Origin of the sequence: Pseudanabaena yagii GIHE-NHR1 (genome assembly GCF_012863495.1) — a bacterium.
In the GTDB taxonomy this organism is placed as follows: domain Bacteria; phylum Cyanobacteriota; class Cyanobacteriia; order Pseudanabaenales; family Pseudanabaenaceae; genus Pseudanabaena; species Pseudanabaena yagii.
In genome coordinates, this window is sequence record NZ_JAAVJL010000006.1 from 33580 (window position 1) to 54849 (window position 21270).

The 21270-nt window shown below is 40.1% G+C and carries 17 protein-coding genes; 7 read left to right on the forward strand and 10 right to left on the reverse strand.

The genetic code is table 11. From position 1 onward, the window contains the following. Nucleotides 1–32 precede the first annotated feature (32 nt). Entirely contained in the window at nt 33–4370 is a 4338-nt protein-coding gene (locus HC246_RS24675; RefSeq protein ID WP_169366077.1) for a two-partner secretion domain-containing protein, read from the reverse strand. A 574-nt stretch (nt 4371–4944) separates the two neighbouring features. Here HC246_RS24675 and HC246_RS24680 point away from each other — a divergent pair. Genes HC246_RS24680 through HC246_RS24690 form a run of 3 tightly spaced genes read left to right on the forward strand, consistent with a single transcriptional unit; the run spans nt 4945 to nt 9389 of the window. Continuing rightward, nucleotides 4945–6699 carry a ShlB/FhaC/HecB family hemolysin secretion/activation protein gene (locus HC246_RS24680; RefSeq protein WP_318656006.1) on the forward strand — a complete coding sequence of 585 codons (1755 nt, stop codon included), beginning with the start codon at nt 4945–4947 and terminating at the stop codon, nt 6697–6699. Between the two features lie 18 nt (nt 6700–6717). Beyond that, nucleotides 6718–8997, forward strand: a complete 2280-nt coding sequence (locus HC246_RS24685; RefSeq protein WP_169366078.1) for a CHASE2 domain-containing protein — start codon at nt 6718–6720, stop codon at nt 8995–8997. After that, nucleotides 8997–9389 (forward strand): hypothetical protein, encoded by a 393-nt coding sequence (locus HC246_RS24690; RefSeq protein WP_169366079.1) that lies wholly within the window; start codon nt 8997–8999, stop codon nt 9387–9389. The genes HC246_RS24685 and HC246_RS24690 overlap by 1 nt, the downstream gene beginning before the upstream one ends. A 397-nt stretch (nt 9390–9786) precedes the next feature. Here HC246_RS24690 and HC246_RS24695 read toward each other — a convergent pair whose 3' ends face one another. Beyond that, nucleotides 9787–9969: a hypothetical protein gene (locus tag HC246_RS24695; protein WP_169366080.1), complete on the reverse strand. Its 183-nt coding sequence runs from the start codon at nt 9967–9969 to the stop codon at nt 9787–9789. Between the two features lie 179 nt (nt 9970–10148). On the opposite strand from HC246_RS24695, the gene HC246_RS24700 reads away from it, so the two are divergent. Beyond that, on the forward strand, nt 10149–11099 hold the full coding sequence (locus HC246_RS24700) for a hypothetical protein (RefSeq protein ID WP_169366081.1): 951 nt from the start codon (nt 10149–10151) through the stop codon (nt 11097–11099). Nucleotides 11100–11169: 70 nt separating this feature from the next. Beyond that, the gene (locus HC246_RS24705; RefSeq protein ID WP_169366082.1) at nt 11170–11679 is read left to right on the forward strand and encodes a DUF1993 domain-containing protein; all 510 of its coding nucleotides are present in this window, start codon (nt 11170–11172) and stop codon (nt 11677–11679) included. Here HC246_RS24705 and HC246_RS24710 read toward each other — a convergent pair. From HC246_RS24710 to HC246_RS26630, 4 genes are all read right to left on the reverse strand, one after another. Next, nucleotides 11676–11813, reverse strand: a complete 138-nt coding sequence (locus tag HC246_RS24710) for a hypothetical protein (RefSeq protein ID WP_169366083.1) — start codon at nt 11811–11813, stop codon at nt 11676–11678. The genes HC246_RS24705 and HC246_RS24710 overlap by 4 nt on opposite strands. A gap of 87 nt (nt 11814–11900) precedes the next feature. Next, nucleotides 11901–12107: a hypothetical protein gene (locus tag HC246_RS24715; protein ID WP_169366084.1), complete on the reverse strand. Its 207-nt coding sequence runs from the start codon at nt 12105–12107 to the stop codon at nt 11901–11903. 258 nt (nt 12108–12365) lie between these two features. Continuing rightward, entirely contained in the window at nt 12366–13493 is a 1128-nt protein-coding gene (locus HC246_RS24720) for an ISAs1 family transposase (RefSeq protein WP_169366085.1), read from the reverse strand. Nucleotides 13494–13674: 181 nt separating this feature from the next. Next, on the reverse strand, nt 13675–13803 hold the full coding sequence (locus HC246_RS26630; protein WP_263972580.1) for a hypothetical protein: 129 nt from the start codon (nt 13801–13803) through the stop codon (nt 13675–13677). Between the two features lie 47 nt (nt 13804–13850). On the opposite strand from HC246_RS26630, the gene HC246_RS24725 reads away from it, so the two are divergent. Beyond that, nucleotides 13851–14000: a hypothetical protein gene (locus HC246_RS24725; protein ID WP_169366086.1), complete on the forward strand. Its 150-nt coding sequence runs from the start codon at nt 13851–13853 to the stop codon at nt 13998–14000. A gap of 68 nt (nt 14001–14068) precedes the next feature. Here HC246_RS24725 and HC246_RS24730 read toward each other — a convergent pair whose 3' ends face one another. Genes HC246_RS24730 through HC246_RS24740 form a run of 3 tightly spaced genes read right to left on the reverse strand, consistent with a single transcriptional unit; the run spans nt 14069 to nt 16259 of the window. After that, entirely contained in the window at nt 14069–15052 is a 984-nt protein-coding gene (locus HC246_RS24730) for an aldo/keto reductase (protein ID WP_169366087.1), read from the reverse strand. A 42-nt stretch (nt 15053–15094) separates the two neighbouring features. Then, nucleotides 15095–15619: a GNAT family N-acetyltransferase gene (locus HC246_RS24735; protein WP_169366088.1), complete on the reverse strand. Its 525-nt coding sequence runs from the start codon at nt 15617–15619 to the stop codon at nt 15095–15097. 16 nt (nt 15620–15635) lie between these two features. Next, on the reverse strand, nt 15636–16259 hold the full coding sequence (locus HC246_RS24740) for a flavin reductase family protein (protein WP_169366089.1): 624 nt from the start codon (nt 16257–16259) through the stop codon (nt 15636–15638). A gap of 383 nt (nt 16260–16642) precedes the next feature. Here HC246_RS24740 and HC246_RS24745 point away from each other — a divergent pair, with 383 nt between their 5' ends. After that, nucleotides 16643–19972, forward strand: a complete 3330-nt coding sequence (locus HC246_RS24745) for a UvrD-helicase domain-containing protein (protein ID WP_169366090.1) — start codon at nt 16643–16645, stop codon at nt 19970–19972. A 15-nt stretch (nt 19973–19987) separates the two neighbouring features. Here the strand turns inward: HC246_RS24745 and HC246_RS26150 are convergent, their stop codons facing one another. After that, nucleotides 19988–21169, reverse strand: coding sequence for a transposase (locus tag HC246_RS26150; protein ID WP_169361634.1), 1182 nt, complete (start codon nt 21167–21169; stop codon nt 19988–19990). Nucleotides 21170–21270: the final 101 nt, after the last annotated feature.

Below are 21270 nucleotides of genomic sequence, written 5' to 3' on the forward strand. Positions count from 1 at the left end.
CAGGAATATGTTTCTCTTTGAATATTTGGTGACTACTGACAGCTAAGCTGCGGTATAGCAGGACTAAGGGGAGTAGATGCTGCTACAACTCTAATAAAGCCTTGACTATCTCGAATAATGTTATTTGCTTCAACAATAGCTGTAGGAGCTTTGGCGGTAACATTCTGCGTTTGTTCGTTAATAGATGCTTGATTGCTGCTATTCGATACGGGATTGACTAGTTCTACTAGGGACTGAGTGTTAGAAAGCTCATCCGTAGGAGATTTAGGCAAGCCACCTTTGCCTGAAATGGTAAAGCTATTGTCGCGTTTGGATAGTTTGCCGCCAATGGCGCAGCTTTGATTGACTTGTCTGGATTGGTCAGCGAGATTAAGAGGGAGTGTGGTCAAGCCGCGACTGGGATCGATATTGGGAGTGTTTAGGGTAACGATGCCAGATCTTCCAAGAGCAGATGAAGCTGTGATGTCACTAAATGGTGTTAGTTGAGGACGGAACTCTAGTCCAAAGATGCCATATGCGGTAATGGAAACTAAACCGCCATCACCTTTAAAAGCATTTGCGGTGATGTCGCTATTTTCAAAGCGGTTGGCAACGACAAATTGAGAATTAATATTAATGTTGCCACCATTGCCGCCATTGATATTGTCTCCTGCTGTTGCCGAGATTAAGCTGGCGTATCGCATCAAGAGGAGTGTGGGAACGGTTAGGTTAATGTTGCCGCCATCTGAACTCTTGGTGACAGCTGAGATTGAGGCGTTGTTGTTCAGGGTCAAGCGATCGGCTGTTAAGAAAATATTACCTCCTAATCCAGTTCCATCACTGTTAACTGAGATTGCTGCACCATTTTTGATTAAAACAAATGCAGGATCAACGAAGATGCTGCCTCCATTGCCCGAAGAACCTGTGTTAGTGTTGGCGAATAGACCAGTCTTTGCTCCATCAAGAGTAAAGTTATCAACAACATTTACGGTAATGTTTCCAGATTTGCCAGTACTGGATGTAGTGGTGAGAATTCTTGCACCATTGGAAATTGTGAAGTTATCGGCTTTAACAGAAATATCTCCTGCTTTACCTACTCCAGCAGTGGAAGCTGAAACTGTAACACCATCAGTGAGGGTTAGCTGTGATGTAATGAAGCTAATATTTCCTGCTTTTCCTGTCCCTGATGTTTCAACAGCAAGTTTTCCATTACCTGAGATGGTAATTGATTGAGGCGCAGTAAGGCTCAAGTCGCCACCATTGCCTTTTGCTATTGTCGATGCAGAAATGGCAGAGTTGTTGGCTAGAGAGATATTGAGGTTTAATTCGTTGCTATAGGGATTGAGTTTTAGAGTGCCTGCGGGAGCAACTCCTTGGGTTTCAGCAAAGATGCCGACTGTCCCGAAGAGATTCATTGTGGAGGCATTGAGGGTAATGCTGCCGCCCCCATCGGTATTGGTGGATGTTGCTGTTGCTGTGGTCGTGATTTCAGCAGTTCCATCAAGGTTTAGAAGCGGTGTATTGATCGTGATATTGCCTGCTTTGCCTGAGTTTGTAGTTTTGGCATTGAGTTCACTGTTACCAAGGATTGAGACTCCTCTGTCAGCACTGATAGTGATGCTTCCTGCTAAGCCACTACTACTAGTATTAGTTTGTAGTGAACTGTTATTGAAGATAACCAATGTTGGACTAGAGATAGTCACATTTCCTGCTGGATCGATACCCTTTGTATCACTTTGAATCAAACTATTATTGAAAGTGATATCACCTGTGCTAGTGATAGATACATCACCAGATCGTCCACTGCCTCCAACTTGAATTGTCCTTGTCCCAATGAAGGGTGATGTTATTTTTACTTGCTTGCTAGATAAAATATTGGTGTTTGTGAGAAGAAAACTGCCAAGAGAGTATATTTGAATCTTACCAGAAGTTGCAAATGAGGAAGGGGTTAAAATCTCTATATTCTCAATATTTTGTGCTTCAAGCGTGACATCACCTCCATTTCCCGCTATTCCAGTTTCTGAAATAGCAAAAGAATAAATTGATGTAGAACTACCGACAATCTCACCTTGAGTTGTTAATATCGAAATCTTACCGCCATTTCCTGCATCACCATTTTTTGAAGCAGAGAATGATAATAAACCTCCGCCATTAGAAAAACTGTTTGTCAATAGAACTTTACCCGTATTTGATGCAACTGTAATTTCTCCTCCATTCCCTGCATTTCCTGATATAGAATTAGAAAAAGAAGACAAACTATAATCACGGAGAGAAATATTGCCTGAGTTTGAGGTTATCGTAATCGCACCACCATTGCCTACATTTCCATTGGTAGAGTTTGTACTTGTTAATATAATAGGTATGCGATCTAATAAAATATCAGAAGTATCTGAACTAATAGTTATCGCTCCTCCATTTCCTGTGGTTTGAGGTGAATATACATAAGATGCTAGTGAAGTATTAATTAAGGTTATGCCACCATACTGGGATTTTACAAAAATAGAGCCGCCATTACCTACATTGCCCTTATTAGTAGTCACACTACTAACAATGTTTGAGTCTTTAAAAAAAATATTGCCTCTAATGGAAGCTATCGAAACTACTCCACCATTTCCAGCATTGCCAAGATCAGAGAATGAATCTGTATTTATACTTATATTTTGCAGAAATATATTTCCCATATTAGAGGTAACTGTAATTCCTCCACCATTCTTCGCGTTACCTTGGACACCCAGAGCATTGCGGGCACTAGAGTCTAAATGATTTGTACTTATATTACCTAAATTAGTAGAGATAGAAATACTTCCTGCATTTCCTGTGTTTTTCCCATTGCCAAAGGTTATTGAGCTTGAATATATACCTCCATCAATTTTAACATTTCCAATGTTAGAAGATATGGAAATATTTCCTCCGTCACTTGCGCTAGTAATGTTGGAAAAAGAAAAAGAGCCAAGTGAAACATTTTTGCTTAGATCAGTACTCAAGATGGTCGTAAAATCAAATGCTCCTTTTACCGTAATGTCACTATTTGCTTTAAGTGAAATATTGCCACTGTTACCTCCAGCAAAATTTGTACTAAATATGCCACCAATTTCGATTCTAGCTCCTAAGATATCTATATTTCTACCTCGTGTATAAATAGCATCGCTAGCATTCATAGAAAATGAACCAACATTATTTCCATCAGAATCAGCTTTAAAAGTTATTGAACCAGAACCACTAGTAAAATTTAGTACGTTTCCAGTTAGAGTTCCAATGGTAATATCATTCGTTGCTTCAATCAGCACATTTGTCGTATTTGCCAAGCCTTCTAGGAATGCTTGAGTTATGGTTGTTCCAGGCGTTGACCCATTAGAAATAATCACATCTGTCGGATCGAGCAATAGTGTTCCTAATTTCCCATTTGCTGTACTCAAATCTACCTTGCCATCAAAGATCAGATTTAGCTTTCCTGATACTTCAACAAAACCACCATCACCGACTGAATTAGCTGATGAAAAAATCACAGCCCCCTTTGCCGTTACTTTGCCATAAAATTCTGTTAATTTATCTGCCCAGATAATGACTCTTCCACCATTGCCATTATTCAATGCATCTGCATTAATTACTACACCATGATCCACAAAAGTTTGCTGTGCGTTTGGAACAATTCCTTTTCCCTGATAATCACCACCAATTAAGACTATCCCGCCGTTAGTCCCAGACACGTCAATTTGTGCATTGTTCAAAAGACTAACCTGATTCCCCAATACTTGAACTAGTCCACTTGGAGCTTTTAGCATCCCAGTATTAGTTGTGTTGCCTCCCTGCAAAGTAATTCCTTTCCCTTCACTAACAATCAAATTACCTGCATTTGACAATGTAGAGTTAGGGTTAGTCGCGCCATACTGCAAACCAGGAGTAATATCCATAGTCAACAAAGGCGGAGCCTGAGGATTCGTCGCACTGAACTCACTGCCATCAGGCAACTTAAAACTATTAGCTGTCGAACCAACAAAAGTACCACCAATATCTAACTTTGCATTTGCACCAAAGATAATGCCATTGGGATTGAGAAGATACAAATTGGCATTACCATTAGCCTTCAGCGTTCCATCAATATTAGAAATAGAATTTCCTGTCACCCGCGTCAAGATATTCTGAACCTGTGGGGCATTATTAAAATAAGCAGTGTTATTGGTAGGAACTGAAAAATCTTGAAAACTGTGATAGAGATTGCTCCCTACATTCGTACCACCATTAATTGTATGAACTAACCCTGATGTAGTTACTGTAGAGTTGATAGGAAGAGTCTTATCAGGAACTATCTGTGCAACTGATGATAATGCAGTAGAGAAATAGCTTAAAGCACAAGCACAAGATAAACAGATATCACGAAGAGTTAGTTTCATGCCTTAAAGTTTCACGATTTAATGGTTTTACATAAAAAATTACGTCTTAATAACTAGCTAAAATCTTTAGAATTAGCCTTTAGAATTCTAGATACATTGTACTTATACAAAAGTATCACCTTGTATAATCTATCGACAAGTTAGAAAAGTTAGATGTTTAGCTAGAAAAAGTTAGGTAAAGTCTACTTTATTGCAAATATTCTGATTATTTAGTTGTTAGAAAACTAGTGAAAAAACTTAACAAATATTTGTGGAAGATGGTTTTATTAAAATATTTAACCTAAATATTGATCTTAATATCTAGTCAAAAAACTATAAAAACAAGAAAACTTTTGCAACAATCTTCATCTTTTTTGCATAAATTAGTAATCTTATATTGGTTTTTAATAATTTAGTCAGGATACGTGTCGATCCTATGCTTCAAATTATTTTATGAAAATGTATTTTATCGAATGTTTTAGAACCACAAAATAAGCTACTGATTAAAAACTCTTACGAGATTTGTTCGATTTTCTTTTTTGATTCTAATATGTTAAATTTTCACGCATAGTTTTTGGCTTTAGGAGTGCAATTTGTGAATAATGTTAATAAATTGTATAGGGGTATACCTAAACCCTTAAACAGTTTTAAAAAAGCTGTTTTTTTGTTAGCGATCGCTTCTAGCTCTTTCACCCAAACATTAGCCGCTCAAACAAATCTTCCTCCTAATCGCCCAATTGCTCCCGACTCCAATCCTAAGACTATTCCCATCAATCCCCCTGAACCCACAAAGTTACCCTCTCCAGACCGTTTACTAGCGCCTATAACACCACAAACTCCTGAAATACCAAGCAATAATAATTCTGAAACTATTGTCGTCAAGAAATTCGAGATTCTTGGTAGTACTGTATTTAGCGATGCCGAACTAGCAGAAATCACCAAAGACTATCTCAACAAACCCATTTCCATCAACGAACTGTTTCAAATTCGCACCAAAATCACCAAACTATACCTAGATAACAAATACGTTACCTCTGGCGCATATATCCCCGAACAAAACTTTCAAAGTGGAACCTTTAGAATTCAGATCGTTGAAGGTGGGATCGAAGAAATCAAAGTCACAGGCTTAACCAGACTCAATCAAGGATATATTCAATCACGCATCGCGATCGCCACACAGAAACCACTCAATAGCAACCGACTACTAGAAGCGTTGCAATTACTACAAATAAATCCCCTAATTGACAGTATTTCCGCTAATTTATCTCCAAGTTTGCAACCAGGATTAAACAATTTAGACGTTAAAGTTACCGAAGCAAAGACCTTTAGCTTACCAATTACCATTGACAATGGACGTACACCCAGCGTAGGAACAGATCGCCGTCAAATACAACTTAGCGAAGCAAATCTTACAGGTTTAGGAGACCGCCTAAACTTAACATATTCTAATACCGACGGGAGCAATTCCTTTGATTCCAGCTATACGTTACCATTTAATCCCTACAATGGAACAATTAGCTTTAGTTTTGGTACTTCTTCTAGCAAGGTCATCCAAGTTCCATTTAATTTTCTTGATATTGTCTCCAGTTCACGTAACTATGGATTATCAATTCGTCAGCCTTTGCTTCAAAGCACCTCCCAAGAACTAGCGTTAGGTTTGAGTTTAAATCGGACTGAAAGCCAAGCTTCTCTATTGGGTGGGACAATTCCTTACCCCTCCCAAGGTGCGGATGAAAATGGACAAACAAAAATTTCTGCACTTCGATTTTTTCAAGAATATGTCCAACGCAGTGGTGAAGAAGTATTTGCCGCACGCTCTCAAATTAGTCTAGGGATTAATGCTTTTGGAGCTACTATTAATACAACTTTCCCAGATAGTCGATTTCTGGCTTGGCGAGGACAAGCCCAATATGTAAGGTTGTTAGCACCAGAAACTCTTTTGTTTCTTCGGGGCGATTTGCAACTTGCCGATCGCCCATTACTATCACAGGAACAGATCAGTTTTGGTGGACAAGAAACCTTGCGTGGATTTCGGCAAGATAGTGTGTCAACAGATAACGGACTAATGTTGTCTGCCGAATTACGCATTCCCCTCATGCGTGTTCCTGAAATTAGCGGACTATTACAGGTTGTCCCATTCTTTGATTTTGGCGAAGCATGGAATAATAACACCAGTACCAATCCAGATCCTAGTACGCTAGCATCAGTAGGTGTAGGATTGCGCTTTCAAATGAGCGATCGGCTCACCATGCGGTTGGACTGGGGAATACCCCTCAGTCGAATTACAGGCGATAAGCAAACTTTACAAGAACGTGGGCTTTACTTTTCTCTGGTTGCCAATCCATTCTAGAAACCCTAAAACATAGAAATGTGGAACAACCTAAAAAAGCGACTTTGGCAATGGCGAGGTTTTATCATCACCGTTCCTACCACCGCAGGTATTGTACTCGGACTCCGTTTCCTAGGAATGTTGCAGCCTCTAGAACTAGATGCCTACGATCTGTTCTTTCAATGGCGACCGACCGAAAAGATCGACGAGCACATCGTACTTGTCGCAATTAACGAATCCGATATACAAAAATACAATTCACCGATTTCTGATGCTAATTTAGCCAAACTGCTAAATATAATCAAACAACAACAGCCTCGAGTGATTGGTCTAGATATATACCGTGATTTGCCCATAGAATCTGGGCATGAAGAACTTGCAGCAGTATTTACATCGACCCCAAATCTAATTGGTATTCGCAAAGTACTTGGCAGTCAAAATGGAGGTGGTGTACCATCTTCCCCTATTCTCGAAAAACTCAATCAATTAGCAGCTAATGACCTACTTCCCGATGGCGATGGAAAGATCCGTCGCGTTTTGCTATCACTGAGAGATAAGCGCGGTAAACCCATTGCTAGTTTGAGTGCAGCTTTAGCTGAGGAATATCTCAAAGCAGAAAAAATCGAAACAAAAGTCCTAGATGCCAAAATTAAAAAATATCAACTAGGAAAAGCAATAATTGTTCCATTTAAGTCAAATGATGGAGGATATGTTGGCGCAGAAGCAGGGGGATATCAAATATTAGCAAATTATCGCAATTTTCAGGATGACTTTCAGAGAGTTTCACTAGCAGATGTACTGGAAGAGCGTACTCCTAAAAATATTTTTCGCGATCGCCTAGTTTTAATAGGAGTTATCGCAGAAAGTAGTGGCGATTATTTCATAACTCCAAACAACAGACCTACCATAGGTCATCCTTTTACACCAACCAGTGGCATAACTATCCATGCGAATATTGCCAGTCAATTAATCAGCAGCGCTATAGACGGACGACCGATCATCCAAGTTTGGATAAAAACTGTCGAATGTCTGTGGATTTCCCTCTGGGCAATTATCGGAGGACTACTATGCTGGAAGAGACGATACACCAGAGTTATATCTGAACAAACCCAGATGCAGCTAACTTGGGAAACCCTAGTAATTCCAATATTAGGAGGAACACTTATTGCGGGTAGTTATATAGCATTTATATGGGGATGGTGGATTCCTGTAGTACCTTCCTTATTAGCGCTATTCGGTTCAGCAATAGCGGTGAGCGTCTATACAGCTAGAAGTGCAAATGGAATGCGACAGATCTTTGGACGTTATCTCACCGATGAAGTAGTCGCCAAGCTATTAGAAACTCCTGAAGGCTTAAGGTTGGGTGGAGAAAAACGTAAAGTGACAGTACTATTTTCTGACCTGCGAGGATTTTCATCATTATTTGAACGCATCGAACCCGAACAAGGTGTAAGAGCCATCTCGCTTTATCTTGATGTCATGACTGAAGTAATTACCAAATATCAAGGCACAATTAATGAATTTGTAGGCGATGGCATCTTTGTAATGTTTGGCGCACCAATTCAGAGAGAAGACGATACAAAAAGAGCAGTCACCTGTGCGATCGCCATGCAACTAGCAATGACAGAAGTTAATGCCAAACTAGAAGCCATGCAAATCCCCCCTCTCCACATGGGGATTGGCTTACATACAGGCGAAGTATTAGCAGGCAATATTGGTTCGCAACGCCGCGCAAAGTATACAGTTATGGGAAGTACCGTTAACCTAGGATCGAGAATTGAATCCTATAGCGTCGGCGGACAAGTCCTAGTTTCCGAAGCAATTCTCCATGAAATTAAAGACATTGTTCGCATAGATGCCCAAATGCGCGTTAAGCCCAAGGGATTTAACGAAGCGATCGTCATGTTTGATATCGGAGGGATTAACGATCTAGTTCTACCAGAAGACAAAGAAACTCTGGTGCAACTAGTTCAACCTATTTCTATAGAATGGAAAATATTAGAGGGGAAGCACGTTAAGACAAAAAAATATACGGGTACTCTACACAAACTTTCAGCAAATAACGCAGAAATCAAAAGCGACTTTACTGTTGAGGCTTTAACTAATTTGCAAATTACCTTCATCGATTCCGAACGCGAACTAAGAATTGATAATATTTATGCCAAAGTCGTAGAAGTTAGTCCTGAAAATAAAAATAGTTTCTGGATTCGCTTTACTGCCGTCCCCTCCGATGTAGCCGAATGGCTTTACGATCTGCGTCAAACTGCTACAAATTCCAATTCTTATGATGAAACAGATTTAGCTACTGAGTCGAGTTAATGAAAATATTATTTCAAGCTTGCCGAAAATCCTTAGCAGGTGATTTAGAGAAAATTAATTTTGAGGAAAAGCCCGAAACAATGAGCCTGAAATACAACCTATCCGACCTCCCGAGTGGCAGCGAATCGAGGCAAAGCCATGTAAATTTTATCGGTGTTAACCTCGAACTATTGCTAGCTGTAGCATGGCATGGCTACGAAAGCGAAGGAAGAGGAGCGATCGTCATTGATTTCAGTAAATCAAAAGAATCACAAATCGGCATCAGTCCCTATCAAAAATGGCTGAACTCCGAAAGCTATGGCTGCTACCTAAGCCAAGCCACAGCCGAGCGCATCGCTAAGGAATCGGGATATCCAAACCCATTTCAAAAGGAAGAGAAGCAAAAGCCCTAACCACTACAGAGTTAGTATCCAAAACCTTTGCGAGCTTTTTCCCCTATACGTGGAAATTTATCTACGCCAAAAACATAGATTCGGATAAGCAAACCCGAATGGAAAACCGAAACACGGTATCCCATATCAGGCAGGCGACTATACGACTATTGGGCAGACCCAGAAATCCTCATCGGCGTAAGATTTGGTAACCAAACTGAATACGCCCTGATCGACATCGACAAAACCAGCCCCTATCACCCCCACAACAATCATGAAAAATATCAACAAGTCCTCCACGCCCTCGAAGACATCGGACTAGTCAGACCCTTAATCGTCCAAAGCTCGCACAGCCAAGGACTTCACATCTACTACCCTCTATGGCAAGAAGTACCCAGCTTCGGACTCGCCTGCGCGATCAAAAGCTGCCTGCAAAAAAACAACTGCGAAATCGCCGCAGGAGTAATCGAAAGCTTCCCCAACACCAAACGATACGAATCCGAATACAACGGACATCGACTACCCCTGCAAACAGGCAGTTACCTCCTAAACAATGACCTCCAGATAATTGGCAACGACCTAAATCAATTCGTTGAAACATGGTTAACCGTCCAAGAGCAACAAGACCTAGAACTCTTAAACCAAGCGATCGCCGAAGCGAAAGCCAACTATCAATCACCCAAAGACAACCGCCGCCCAATTCAATGGCGAGAAGACCTCGAAAAACAAATCGAAGCAGGATGGACAGGAAAAGGGCAAAGCAACCAACTGCTATACCTGATGGGCAAATACGCCCGAGTCTTCTTAGGATGTGAAGAAATCGAAGCGATCGCCGAATACATCACCAAAACCGCAAAAGCCGCCGCAGGATTTATCAAATATTGCGGCGACAGCAAGAGACTGCCCCAAAAAGCCAAAGACATCGCCAAATGGTGTCTAAAAAATCACTTTCCATGGGGCAGCAAAAACAACGAAACAACCGAAGAAGGAGACAGAGAAGAAATGGCAAACCAAAAAGCCCAAAGACAAGCAGAACGGCACAAGCGCATCCGCAACGCAGTAGCCGAACTGAAAGCAACAGGAGAAATGCCCGAAACAATCCGAGGGATGGCACAAGCGATCGCCAAAACAGCAAAAGTATCAGTCGAAACCCTATACGACCACAAAGAGCTATGGCATCCAGAATTCACCGAAACAAAGAAAGAAACGAGTAACAGACCAAACACAGACAATCTCGAACCATCCTCCCCCGCGATTTCACCAAACATCGAACAAGCTGAAAGCCAGACAGAAAGAGACGTTACAGAAAAAGCCCTATATAAAGCGTTAGCCCGATCTGAAACGCCCCTGCGAGGGCAAGAATTGCCAAAATTTGCCGACGTTGATTTTCAAGCTTCCACGCAATCGCCAAAGCCACAGCAAAAAAGTAGCGATCCGATGTGGATTGAAACGCATGGCAGGCTTAGTCCGCCAAAAGCTGAAATTTCCACAGGAGAGCGCTCTCAAAATCCATCCCCCAAAACAGCCAATGCCGATTGCTTGCGTCTCTATGAACCAAGGAAAAATCAACCTGTATCAGGTGTTGAAAGTAGAATTGGCTATCTAAGAGCTTTATTGGAGACTCCAATTTTGCGGAAGGGCAAGTCAGCCTCAGAACTTGCTAAATTGCAAGCTGAACTCGAACGACTCGAAAGCCATCGGCAAAAGCATTCAAAGCTTGAAGCGATCTAAAGATCAGTTATAGTAATTTAGGATACAAAAATGAGTTTATTCAGAAATTAAAGAAATCGGAGAAATATCAATGACCATTTCCATGTATCAAGTTGCGGTTCCTTCCCTAGTCCGATCTCTTAATAATTTAATTGCAATCCTTGAGAAAGCTTCAGCCCACGCTGAAGCCAAAAAAATTGATCCTGCGGTACTTATTGCCAGTCGTTTGTTTCCCGATATGTTGCCGTTCAATCGTCAAGTACATATTGCCTCTGATATTGCTAGACGTGGTATTGCGAGATTGGCTGGTGTAGAAGCTCCAGTGATAGAAGATAACGAAACTACCTTTGCCGAATTGGGCGATCGCCTTCGGAGTGTAGTTAAATATATTGAGTCTTTCACTCCCGAACAAATTGATGGCTCTGAAGAGAAAGTTATTACTTTACCTGTGGGTAAGGAGACGATGACTTTTGCAGGACAAGATTATTTACTATTTTTCATTTTGCCAAATGTCTATTTCCATGTAACGACGGCTTATGACATTCTCAGACATTGTGGTGTTGAGATTGGTAAGCGGGATTTCTTGGGTGCACCTCGCTAATTGCTACTTGGAATACGACTACCTATGCAAATTTCTAGATCGAGCTGCCGAGCATCCATTTCTCGTGTGTATTGATAGGCAATCGCTAACTCGGCTTTGACATAACTTGGCATACCTGTTGTATTAGGTTGCAAAATGCAAGCTTTTTTATTTCCTTTCAAGAACCCAAGCAAAGATTGGCGGCGCAAAGCGCCGCCAATCTTTGCTTGGGCTTTAGCTATTTAGATACTTGAAGACTTTGAGTGATTTAACTTCCAATGAATATATTCTTCTATCGTTGGGAAATAGTCCATCACTACATCTAGACCACCTGGGCGATCGCTAAGATACGCTTCTAGATAATCAGAGTTTTTTTTGCGTGGCAGCTTTCCTGCATCGCGATCTCGTAAGCCTTCTTGATAATGAGCTGCTCTGCTGTGACCCAACATAATACTAACTAACTCCAAATATTTAATCGCTAATGCATATGTAAGACGTTCTTATTGTATACAATTTTACAAAATAGAGGATTTTTAGAATAATAACTTTACAAAAGACAAAGAAGAATCATCTATTGGCGGTGCTTTGCACCGCCAATAGATGATTCTTCTTTGCGAAACTAGAATTTGCAAATTGGAATTTGGACTTCGCGATGCTTTAAGGGTGACGGTCTATAGGGCGAATCATCAGGGCAACCGCATAAAAAGTCAAAGGTTAAGGAGATGAATAAGATAAGCCAGATCCCAAGCCGCCTTATTACGTTTCGCCCGCATACTGAACTTAGAAGACTTATCGCGACTTAAGAGATTAAGAGCAAAGTGACGCAGCATCGCCATATTTTCAGGAGAATTATCTTTGCGAATACGGGAAGCATCTTCGTGAAAAGAGACATCTAAAACCCAATGCAATGAATTTTCAATCGACCAATGAGTACGAACAGCCTCAGCAATAACGGTTGCATTGGAAGGCAAGCTAGAAATGTAGTAGCGATTTTCAGAGGAGACTTTCCCATTGATTCTGCGTTCACTTTGAACTAAGGCAATAGTCTGTAAACCAGCCCATAGAGGCAATTGAGTCAGGTAATCCAAGTTAGATAAAGTCCAACAACGTCGAATTTCTAAACGCCCATGTCCTTTATCTATGGACTGGCAAAAGTCATGGTCTACATCCACAAAATCAGTGTTTATAGCTTGCTCAAATAACCACTGCACATCTTCAAATAGTCCTCCCTGATTACCTTTGAGCGCTAAGACATAATCGGCTCCTTGTTGCACGATTTGGCTAGCTATTTCTTTCTGGCAGCCCATTGCGTCAATCGTCACAATACAACCTTTAATTTCCAGCAGTTTTAATAACTCTGGTATGGCGGTGATTTCGTTGGATTTTTCATCGACTTTGCATTGACCTAATATCAACCGATTTGCGCTTGCCCATGCACTCACCATGTGAATTGCGCCTTTGTCTGCTCCTCGGTCGTAGGATTGTCTCAAGGTTTTGCCATCAATGGCTACTACCTCTCCCTGCAGCGCTTGACTTACTGATTTCACCCAACTGATGAAGCTATTTTGCATCTGTTGCGGGTTCACTCGTGCAAACACTCTTGCAAATGTGTCATCACAGGGTATCCCATTCGGTAGTTCAAGAAATGTCCCCAGCCATTCTTGTTTTGATGCTCCAAATAGCGCTATATCTTCCCAGTTTTCTCCCCCACTTATCACCGCGCAAATTGCGATTACGATTATGTCTAGCAAGTTATGCTCTTTCCCTCGATTATCTCTCGGGTCTTCTACTCCTTCAAAGTGTCTTAGCAAACTGACTTCGATAGGGTTATTCATTGCTGTTTTTCTTTTGTTATTTTCTCCCAATTTTATTCACTTTTTTATGCGGTTGCCCTGGGCGAATCATAGAGGAATTCTCTCGGTTCTCCCACTACTTCATATTCAGGATGACTCGCTATCCCTTATTTTTTTATTTTCTTTCTCTTTACCGCACTTTCCCAAAGTAGAAAAGCGATCGCTAAGCACAGCCATCGAAAGTAGCGATCGCGGGTGAATGTTCTTTGATATAGAAATATGAGCCAAAAGCCAATCCCAACAATATAAAAATCGTTGAGAGAATTATCCGAATCCAGCGAATTGTTTTCATAAAATTAGTTGGCTGAAATTTTAAGTTTACTAAAAGGCGATCGATATATGATTTATATCAACCCCCGATTCAAACTTGAAATGCAATGGGTTCTGATGAAGCAAAGAATACGCGATCTCAATACTGTAATGCAACAATTACTCAATCCCCCTGATGCGATTAAGCCCGAAATTAAGTATGGGAACTTGATTAAATGATGATAGATATGTGAAGGTAGACGGGAGATATTGATGATCTGTCCCGTCTATGTTTCGAGCAAGTAGGCTTAACGATTAAGTGAACTCATATTTTGGGCAGGATAGCGATCGCCCGCGGCAATGCCTTGAGGTGCTACTGCATTGATGCGATGGATATCTTCAGCAGTCAAAGTCACTGTAGCCGCACCGATATTTTCTTCGAGATATTTACGACGTTTGGTTCCGGGGATTGGCACGATATCATCGCCTTGAGCCAAGAGCCATGCTAGGGCTAACTGTCCTGCCGTGATTCCTTTTTCATTGGCGATCGCTTTTACCTGTTCTACTAATTCGAGATTCTTGGCAAAGTTCTTACCTTGAAAGCGTGGCGATCTCCGTCGAAAGTCATCGGGAGCAAAATCATCGGGACTAGCGATCGCACCTGTTAGAAATCCTCTTCCCAAGGGGCTGTAGGGTACAAAGCCAATTCCTAGTTCTCGCAATGTTGGTAGGATCTCATCTTCAGGATCTCGACTCCATAGGGAATATTCTGTTTGTAGGGCAGAAATAGAATGGATTGCTTGAGCGCGGCGGATTGTAGCGGGGGCAGCTTCGGATAGCCCTAGATATCTGACTTTCCCTTGTTGGACTAGTTCTGCCATTGCGCCAACGGTTTCTTCAATGGGTACGGTTATGTCAACGCGGTGTTGATAGTAGAGGTCGATGACATCTACTCCTAAGCGCTGTAGTGACGCATCACAAGACTGTCTCACATATTCTGGTTTACCATTGATACCGAGCCCACCTTCAGCACTGCGAACATTACCAAATTTAGTGGCGAGAATGACGCGATCTCGGCGATCTTTGATGGCTCTGCCGACTAGCCTTTCGTTGATGAAGGGTCCGTACATATCGGCGGTATCAAGAAAGTTTACACCGAGGTCTAGAGCATGGTGAATTGTGGCGATCGCTTCTTGTTCATCACCACTGCCATAAAATTCAGACATTCCCATACAGCCGAGTCCCAGTTCGGATACTTCTAGTCCTTGATTGCCTAGTTTTCTGGTTTTCATGGTTGGTTTCCTGTTTGCTGGTAATTACTTTACTAACTTACGTTAGCCGATGAAATCATTTTTGGGTTTAAGCTCTAGTTCACGATATATTCTCTTGAAAGGAGTTCCTCGTATTTCTTTTTCGCTAACGATTTGCAAACCTCTACGTTCGTAGAGATACTGCGCGGTGGCTTCATTCGGATGGTTAGAGGTATAAAGCTTTAGAAATTGTTTGCCCTCTGAACGAGCCTTAGCGATCGCAAAATCTACTAGTTGTCCGCCAATTCCCTTACCTCGCGCCATAGGAGAAACACAAGTCCAGCCCAGCCAAAGTGAATCATCTTTAGCATTAAGATACTTATAAAGTCCAGTGACTCCTATTACATCTCCATCTTCGTTCAGAGCAACCCAATAACGAGCCTCCGCAACACTCGCTAGTCGAAGAATTAGTTTTGGTATCCATCCAGATGACAGGCTTAGTCGGAAAGCTAAGTCTGCTCTTTCTAGTAATTTTTGATAAGGAAAAACTAGGTTTGCTAATTCAACCGCAGATGAGAGTGTCGAATGAGAAAGCGCTTGAATTTGCATAGAATTTGCTTTGAACTCATTGGTATTTATCTTGTTGCCATTGCTCGTAAGAAATGCGTGGAAGGTCAAACTTATCGGTTGTCCGACAATAGTAGGCAGGGGAACCCATTCTACCGATGGGCGCAAATCCATCTATATGGTAGCGATCGCCAATGATGCTGTCATCCACATGAAACATCACGACTTCACCGATGATGAGGTTATAAGCTCCTAATGGCTGTTGGCTATGCAGTACACATTCTAAACTTGCTTTCGCTTCGGCGATACGGGCTACTTTGACTCGTTTTGATGCGGCTCCATGGAGTCCAACGGCGGTGAGTTCGCTCTCTTCAGTTGGGAAGTTGGCGGCGGAGATATTCATCGCGTTTAACAAATCTTCTGTGACGAGATTAACGACGAATTCTCGATTAGCGATAATGTTGGCAGCGGTATCTTTGGGGCTGCCATCGTCTTTGTTACCGATGCTGATAACGAGATACAAGGGATTGCTACCGATCGCGTTAAAGAAACTGAAGGGGGCGAGGTTGATCACTCCTTCGCTATTTTGAGTGGTCACCCATGCGATCGGGCGCGGAACTACCAGATTGGTTAATAGTTTGTAGTTGTCTTGCGAGGATGTTGTACTGGGATCTATATGCATAGTGAATAGTCAACCTTTTGGTTTCATCATATCGCTTTTAACAGTCTCATCGAATAGCGATCGCTCTACAAAACTTGACGACGGATTAAAACAGGATTTTAGCTAATAATCACTATTTCGATTGTCAGGAAATTAACACCTTTCACCATTTAGTCTTAAAATGCTAGCCTAATACTAGTTTTGCAAATTAATATCTAGACAAATCTAGTTATGACTATGCTTTACAAAATCCCATTATTATTAACTCCACAGTCTGAAGGTTTTTACGGTGACCTCTCCACTTTTGCCAGATTTAGTTACTGAGGGGGGAATCTATTGATGAGGTTTTGGTCAATGTGAGCCATGCGTTTGAGGCTATTCGACTAACAATCTAGGTAATTACAATGTACGAATGGCGATTAGAACTGTTATTTAAATATGCGGGCAATGATCTAAATAAGTGGCAAAATGCCATTTGGTCAAGAATACAAACGTATGATGGAGATTGGGGAATAATTACATATGTTGATAACAATCGATTTATTATGGATGTCCATAAAAAGGATATTCATATTAACTTTTCTGGGAAAATAGTTCAATTTTCATGGCATGAATTACACTATAACTTTAAAGATATTGAATTTTCTCCTATACTTTTAGAGAACTTGTATGAATATTTTAATAGTCAAAATTGCGATGTTCATCTAAATTCACGCTCTTACAAATTGCTTGAAGAAGAGTATCAGAATTTCGAGCAACATGAGCAAATGGAGCAGAGAGCATTTGATCAAAAAACAATTGAAAGAATAGAATCTGATTTACTTAATGATGATGATTTTCTCAATTCTGACGAATATGAAAGAGAATTATCAAATTTTTTGAGTAGCGATGATTATCTTGATTCTGCTGATAATTATAGAAAGTATCTTGAAGAAGAATACTTTAATCACCAATCTATACCATGGGAAGACGGATTAGATGATTTTTCACAAGATCTTTCTTATTTGCTAAGTGAATTAGAAAAATTGCTATCTGAGCTTAAATTTTCTGAAGCAGATGATTACTATTATCATGAATGTAGTGAGTATATTTCGCATGAAATTTATCAAAACAAGCGCAATCAATTTTTGTCGAGTTTAAGGCAGTCACTATTTTCACAATTAGAAAAATTATTATCTGGGTTTGAATTTCACGAAGCAGATAGTTACTATCATCATGAATGCAGTGAGTATATTTCGTATGAAGTTTATCAAAACAAACGCAATCAATTTTTTCAAAATTTAAAGCAATCACTATTTTTGCAATTAGAAGATTTATTTATTCAGGATGACTATAAAAATGCAGATAAATTTTATGCGGACGCTTGCTCAGAATACATAAATACTGAAGAATATCATCATAAAAAGAAGTTATTTTGGGAGAAAAAGAGAGCTTCTTTACTTGAAGAATTAAATGAATTATTTGAAAAAGATTTTTTAGTAGCTAACGATTTTTATCAGAATCACTGTTTCCCATTTATTTCACCAGTGGAGTATCAACAAAAGAAACAAGTATTTATTCGGTCATGGGTACAAAGGAATAATTTAGGCAATAAACCCGATCTAGAACAATCCTTAGCTATTGGTACGGTAAATAGCCATGTACAAGTAATAGCAAGGGCTGGTAGTGGTAAAACATCTACACTTGTTAATCGTGCAATCTTTCTACAAAAGCATTGTGGTGTACATCCATCAGAAATATTACTACTCGTATTCAATCGTAAAGCAGCGCAAGAAATCACAGACAGATTAAAAAAACATCTGCCAAATGATATGCCTCATGTGATGACATTTCACGCTTTAGCTCGTGCAATAGTTCATCCTACAGAAAAGCTTCTATTCAATGCACCTAAAGGAGGACAAGACCAAAGCCGTGCTTTGCAGAGTGTTATTGATGACTATTTACGTGTTCCCAATTATTATGAAGAGATTAAAACTCTAATGATAAAAAGATTTAGGGAAGACTGGTCAAAAATTGTTCATCAAGGTTTCGATAAATCTCCTGAGGAAGTAATTCAATTCCGACGTTCTTTAACTGAGATGGGAATTGATGGTAGATATTACAAATCATACGGAGAGAAAGTAATTGCTGATTTTTTGTTTGAACACAATATCCAATTTGCTTATGAACGTCATGTTTGGTGGGACGGAATGAACTATCATCCTGACTTCACCATTTTTTCTAACACTTCTGAGAAAAAAGGAGTTGTAATTGAATATTTTGGAATGAAAGGTGATCCTGACTACGATGAAATGTCAGCTAAAAAAAGACGATTTTGGCAAGATAACTTTGAATGGGATTTTGTTGAACTAGATCTACAAATCTTGAGAGAAGAAGGACGTGAAAGTTTTGATAACTTTTTAAAAATTACTCTACAAGAAATAATGAGAGTTGAATTCAACCGTTTAAGTGATGAACAAATTTGGTTGAAAATTAAAGATAGGGCTGTAGATCGATTTACAAAAGCAATGGTTAGTTTAATGCAGCGTTCGCGCAAGCTATGTTTAACCCCTGATCAGCTTAGCCAAAAGATTGATAACCATCAGTTTATTAATTCTGAAACAGGTGAAATTGAATGGAGATTTCTAAATCTTGGACAAGCTTTCTACAAGTCATACTTAGAACGTCTAGAAGCAACAGGTGAACAAGATTTTGATGGACTTATGGAACGAGCATCCCAACTTTTAAATGATGGAGTTACTCAATTTAAACGCAAATCGGAATCTGGCGATCTAAAATCACTGAAGTACATCATGATTGATGAGTATCAGGACTTTTCGCTACTTTTCTATAATTTAGTTCAGGCAATTAGAAATCAAAATAGTGAAGCATTATTTTTCTGCGTTGGTGATGATTGGCAAGCTATAAATGGTTTTGCTGGCTCTGATCTTCACTACTATGAGAAATTTTCGCAAATATTTAATCCATCACAAAAGTTAAACATTCCAACCAACTATAGATCGAAAACTAAGATAGTTGAGATTGGCAATAAATTAATGGAAGGGAAGGGTATAGCCGCAAAAGCATCTACAGAAGAACTAGGAATAGTTGATGTAGTTAATCTTGCCAAATTTAATTTGTCTACTATTGAAAAAACAGAGTATAAGAATGACTCTTTTACTCCCGCCATATTGAGGCTGCTAAGTAAATTAATTAAGGATGGGAAAGAAGTAGTATTAATTACTCGTAAAAATGACTTTAAGGGAAAAGATATTGAGAGTTTTTTGTCTAATATTCTTAAAAAGCTTAAGATTGCTAATACTCAAAAAAAATTAGTTACTATTTCGACTGCTCATCAATTTAAAGGTAAAGAAGGGCAAGTGGTAATTCTATTAGATACAGAGAGTTATCCTCTTATACATCCCGACTTGTTATTTAGTCGTATTTTTGGGGATAGTATCGACAAAATCATAGATGAAGAGAGGCGACTTTTCTATGTTGCTTTAACCCGTGCTAAAGAGCATTTATTCATAATAATCGATGGAGGTATAGTACCTCCCTTTGTTGAAGAATTAACTAAGAAAATCACAATTCCCACTTTTAACTGGTCAATGTATCCATCTCCTATTGATGAGATTAGGTACATTACTATGAAGATTTATAATCAAACCGATACAAAAAAAGGTGGAACTTTTGATATTAAAGACGAACTCAAAGCTGATGGCTATAAGTACGGAAGTAAGCCTTCAGCCTGATTGACTGACAAAAGTCTATGAAGCATAGTCGAGAGTAGAAGCATAGAACTCAATGCGGAATAATTTCTGAAGATGTTTTCGACGAGAAGCAATAGCAGGGTGAGAGTCAAGATAAGAAGTAAAAGAGTAGAAAGGCAAGAAAGCCCAGTTTTTAGTGATAGCGGTGTGAATCCAGTTCCAGCCAATCTTGAGATAACTAAGCCCACGAAACCAATGAGGATCAACCAAACGACGATAGCCAGAATCAGCAACCGCCAGTCCTTGAGCCGTTAAAAACAAGGTGGTCAGTGCTATCACAAAACAAAGGCGAGAAATGGCAGGAGCCGAACGTAAACGCGAAGATTCTAAATCAAAGCCATTAGATTTATCATCCAAGAAATTCTCCTCAATATCGAATCTCAGACCATACTCCCAAAAAGTTTGGAGTGTGGTAGGTTCAGTACTGAGAATATACCAATACTCTCGGCTCCCAGATTCCCAAGCCGCCGCAATATGCACATCGGTAAGACGCTTGGACTCAGTTTTGTGAACTTTAACATTGTGGATCAACTTAGCTTCACCAAGACGAAGATGTAATTGTTTGACTGTTTGCCAGCCATGCTTGGGGGCATATATCCAGAAATTACCCTTGATCCGAATCCGACATTGCCATTTTAATTCCCACACATAGCGCACCAGTTCTGGATTAGCAAATGCTCGGTCTGCTAATAAAACTACTTTGACATTCACGGGCAACAGTTTCGATGCGCGTTTGAGCATGTCTTGATAGCTACTCATCTCCACACTACTACTGCGATGTTTGATTACACGCCAACATAACGGTAAAGCTCTTCCCTGATGAACTACACACAATCGGATCATGCTGTATTCTTCCCACAGTTGACTGGTATCAAAACTCAGATATATTTCTGGCTCTTTCCATTTAGCGATTAACTCTTTGATTACTGGACTGTATAGCTTAGCTGGATTTATGCGCGGATTGTTCAGCCATCTTGATAGTTGTCTTTGCGTGCTTTGGGCGATCAATGCTTTTGTGTTGATATGGCTTAACCACTTCGTTAAATTCACACTCCCTGTGGCGATCATTCCCACCATCATCCACGCCATTACTCCCAAATGGCGCACATCTGACCACTGGCTGTATTGACTCCCGAATTTTATTAGTTCATTATAGATACGTGAGGCGTTTTGGGTCATTTGTCCTATGCTCCTTTTTCTTCAAAAAACAGCATACGCCTCTTTTTTACTCAAATTCAATCTCTGTATACTTTCTCGCAACTTCTCTTACCACTTTTGTC

Bases quoted from the DNA above. Each gene is read 5' to 3' on its own strand.
- HC246_RS24675 (WP_169366077.1), bottom strand. From the start codon at position 4,370: ATGAAACTAACTCTTCGTGATATCTGTTTATCTTGTGCTTGTGCTTTA.
- HC246_RS24685 (WP_169366078.1), top strand. From the start codon at position 6,718: ATGTGGAACAACCTAAAAAAGCGACTTTGGCAATGGCGAGGTTTTATC.
- HC246_RS24690 (WP_169366079.1), top strand. From the start codon at position 8,997: ATGAAAATATTATTTCAAGCTTGCCGAAAATCCTTAGCAGGTGATTTA.
- HC246_RS24695 (WP_169366080.1), bottom strand. From the start codon at position 9,969: ATGTTTCAACGAATTGATTTAGGTCGTTGCCAATTATCTGGAGGTCAT.
- HC246_RS24700 (WP_169366081.1), top strand. From the start codon at position 10,149: ATGGGCAAATACGCCCGAGTCTTCTTAGGATGTGAAGAAATCGAAGCG.
- HC246_RS24705 (WP_169366082.1), top strand. From the start codon at position 11,170: ATGACCATTTCCATGTATCAAGTTGCGGTTCCTTCCCTAGTCCGATCT.
- HC246_RS24715 (WP_169366084.1), bottom strand. From the start codon at position 12,107: ATGTTGGGTCACAGCAGAGCAGCTCATTATCAAGAAGGCTTACGAGAT.
- HC246_RS24720 (WP_169366085.1), bottom strand. From the start codon at position 13,493: ATGAATAACCCTATCGAAGTCAGTTTGCTAAGACACTTTGAAGGAGTA.
- HC246_RS26630 (WP_263972580.1), bottom strand. From the start codon at position 13,803: ATGAAAACAATTCGCTGGATTCGGATAATTCTCTCAACGATTTTTATA.
- HC246_RS24725 (WP_169366086.1), top strand. From the start codon at position 13,851: ATGATTTATATCAACCCCCGATTCAAACTTGAAATGCAATGGGTTCTG.
- HC246_RS24730 (WP_169366087.1), bottom strand. From the start codon at position 15,052: ATGAAAACCAGAAAACTAGGCAATCAAGGACTAGAAGTATCCGAACTG.
- HC246_RS24735 (WP_169366088.1), bottom strand. From the start codon at position 15,619: ATGCAAATTCAAGCGCTTTCTCATTCGACACTCTCATCTGCGGTTGAA.
- HC246_RS24740 (WP_169366089.1), bottom strand. From the start codon at position 16,259: ATGCATATAGATCCCAGTACAACATCCTCGCAAGACAACTACAAACTA.
- HC246_RS24745 (WP_169366090.1), top strand. From the start codon at position 16,643: ATGTACGAATGGCGATTAGAACTGTTATTTAAATATGCGGGCAATGAT.
- HC246_RS26150 (WP_169361634.1), bottom strand. From the start codon at position 21,169: ATGACCCAAAACGCCTCACGTATCTATAATGAACTAATAAAATTCGGG.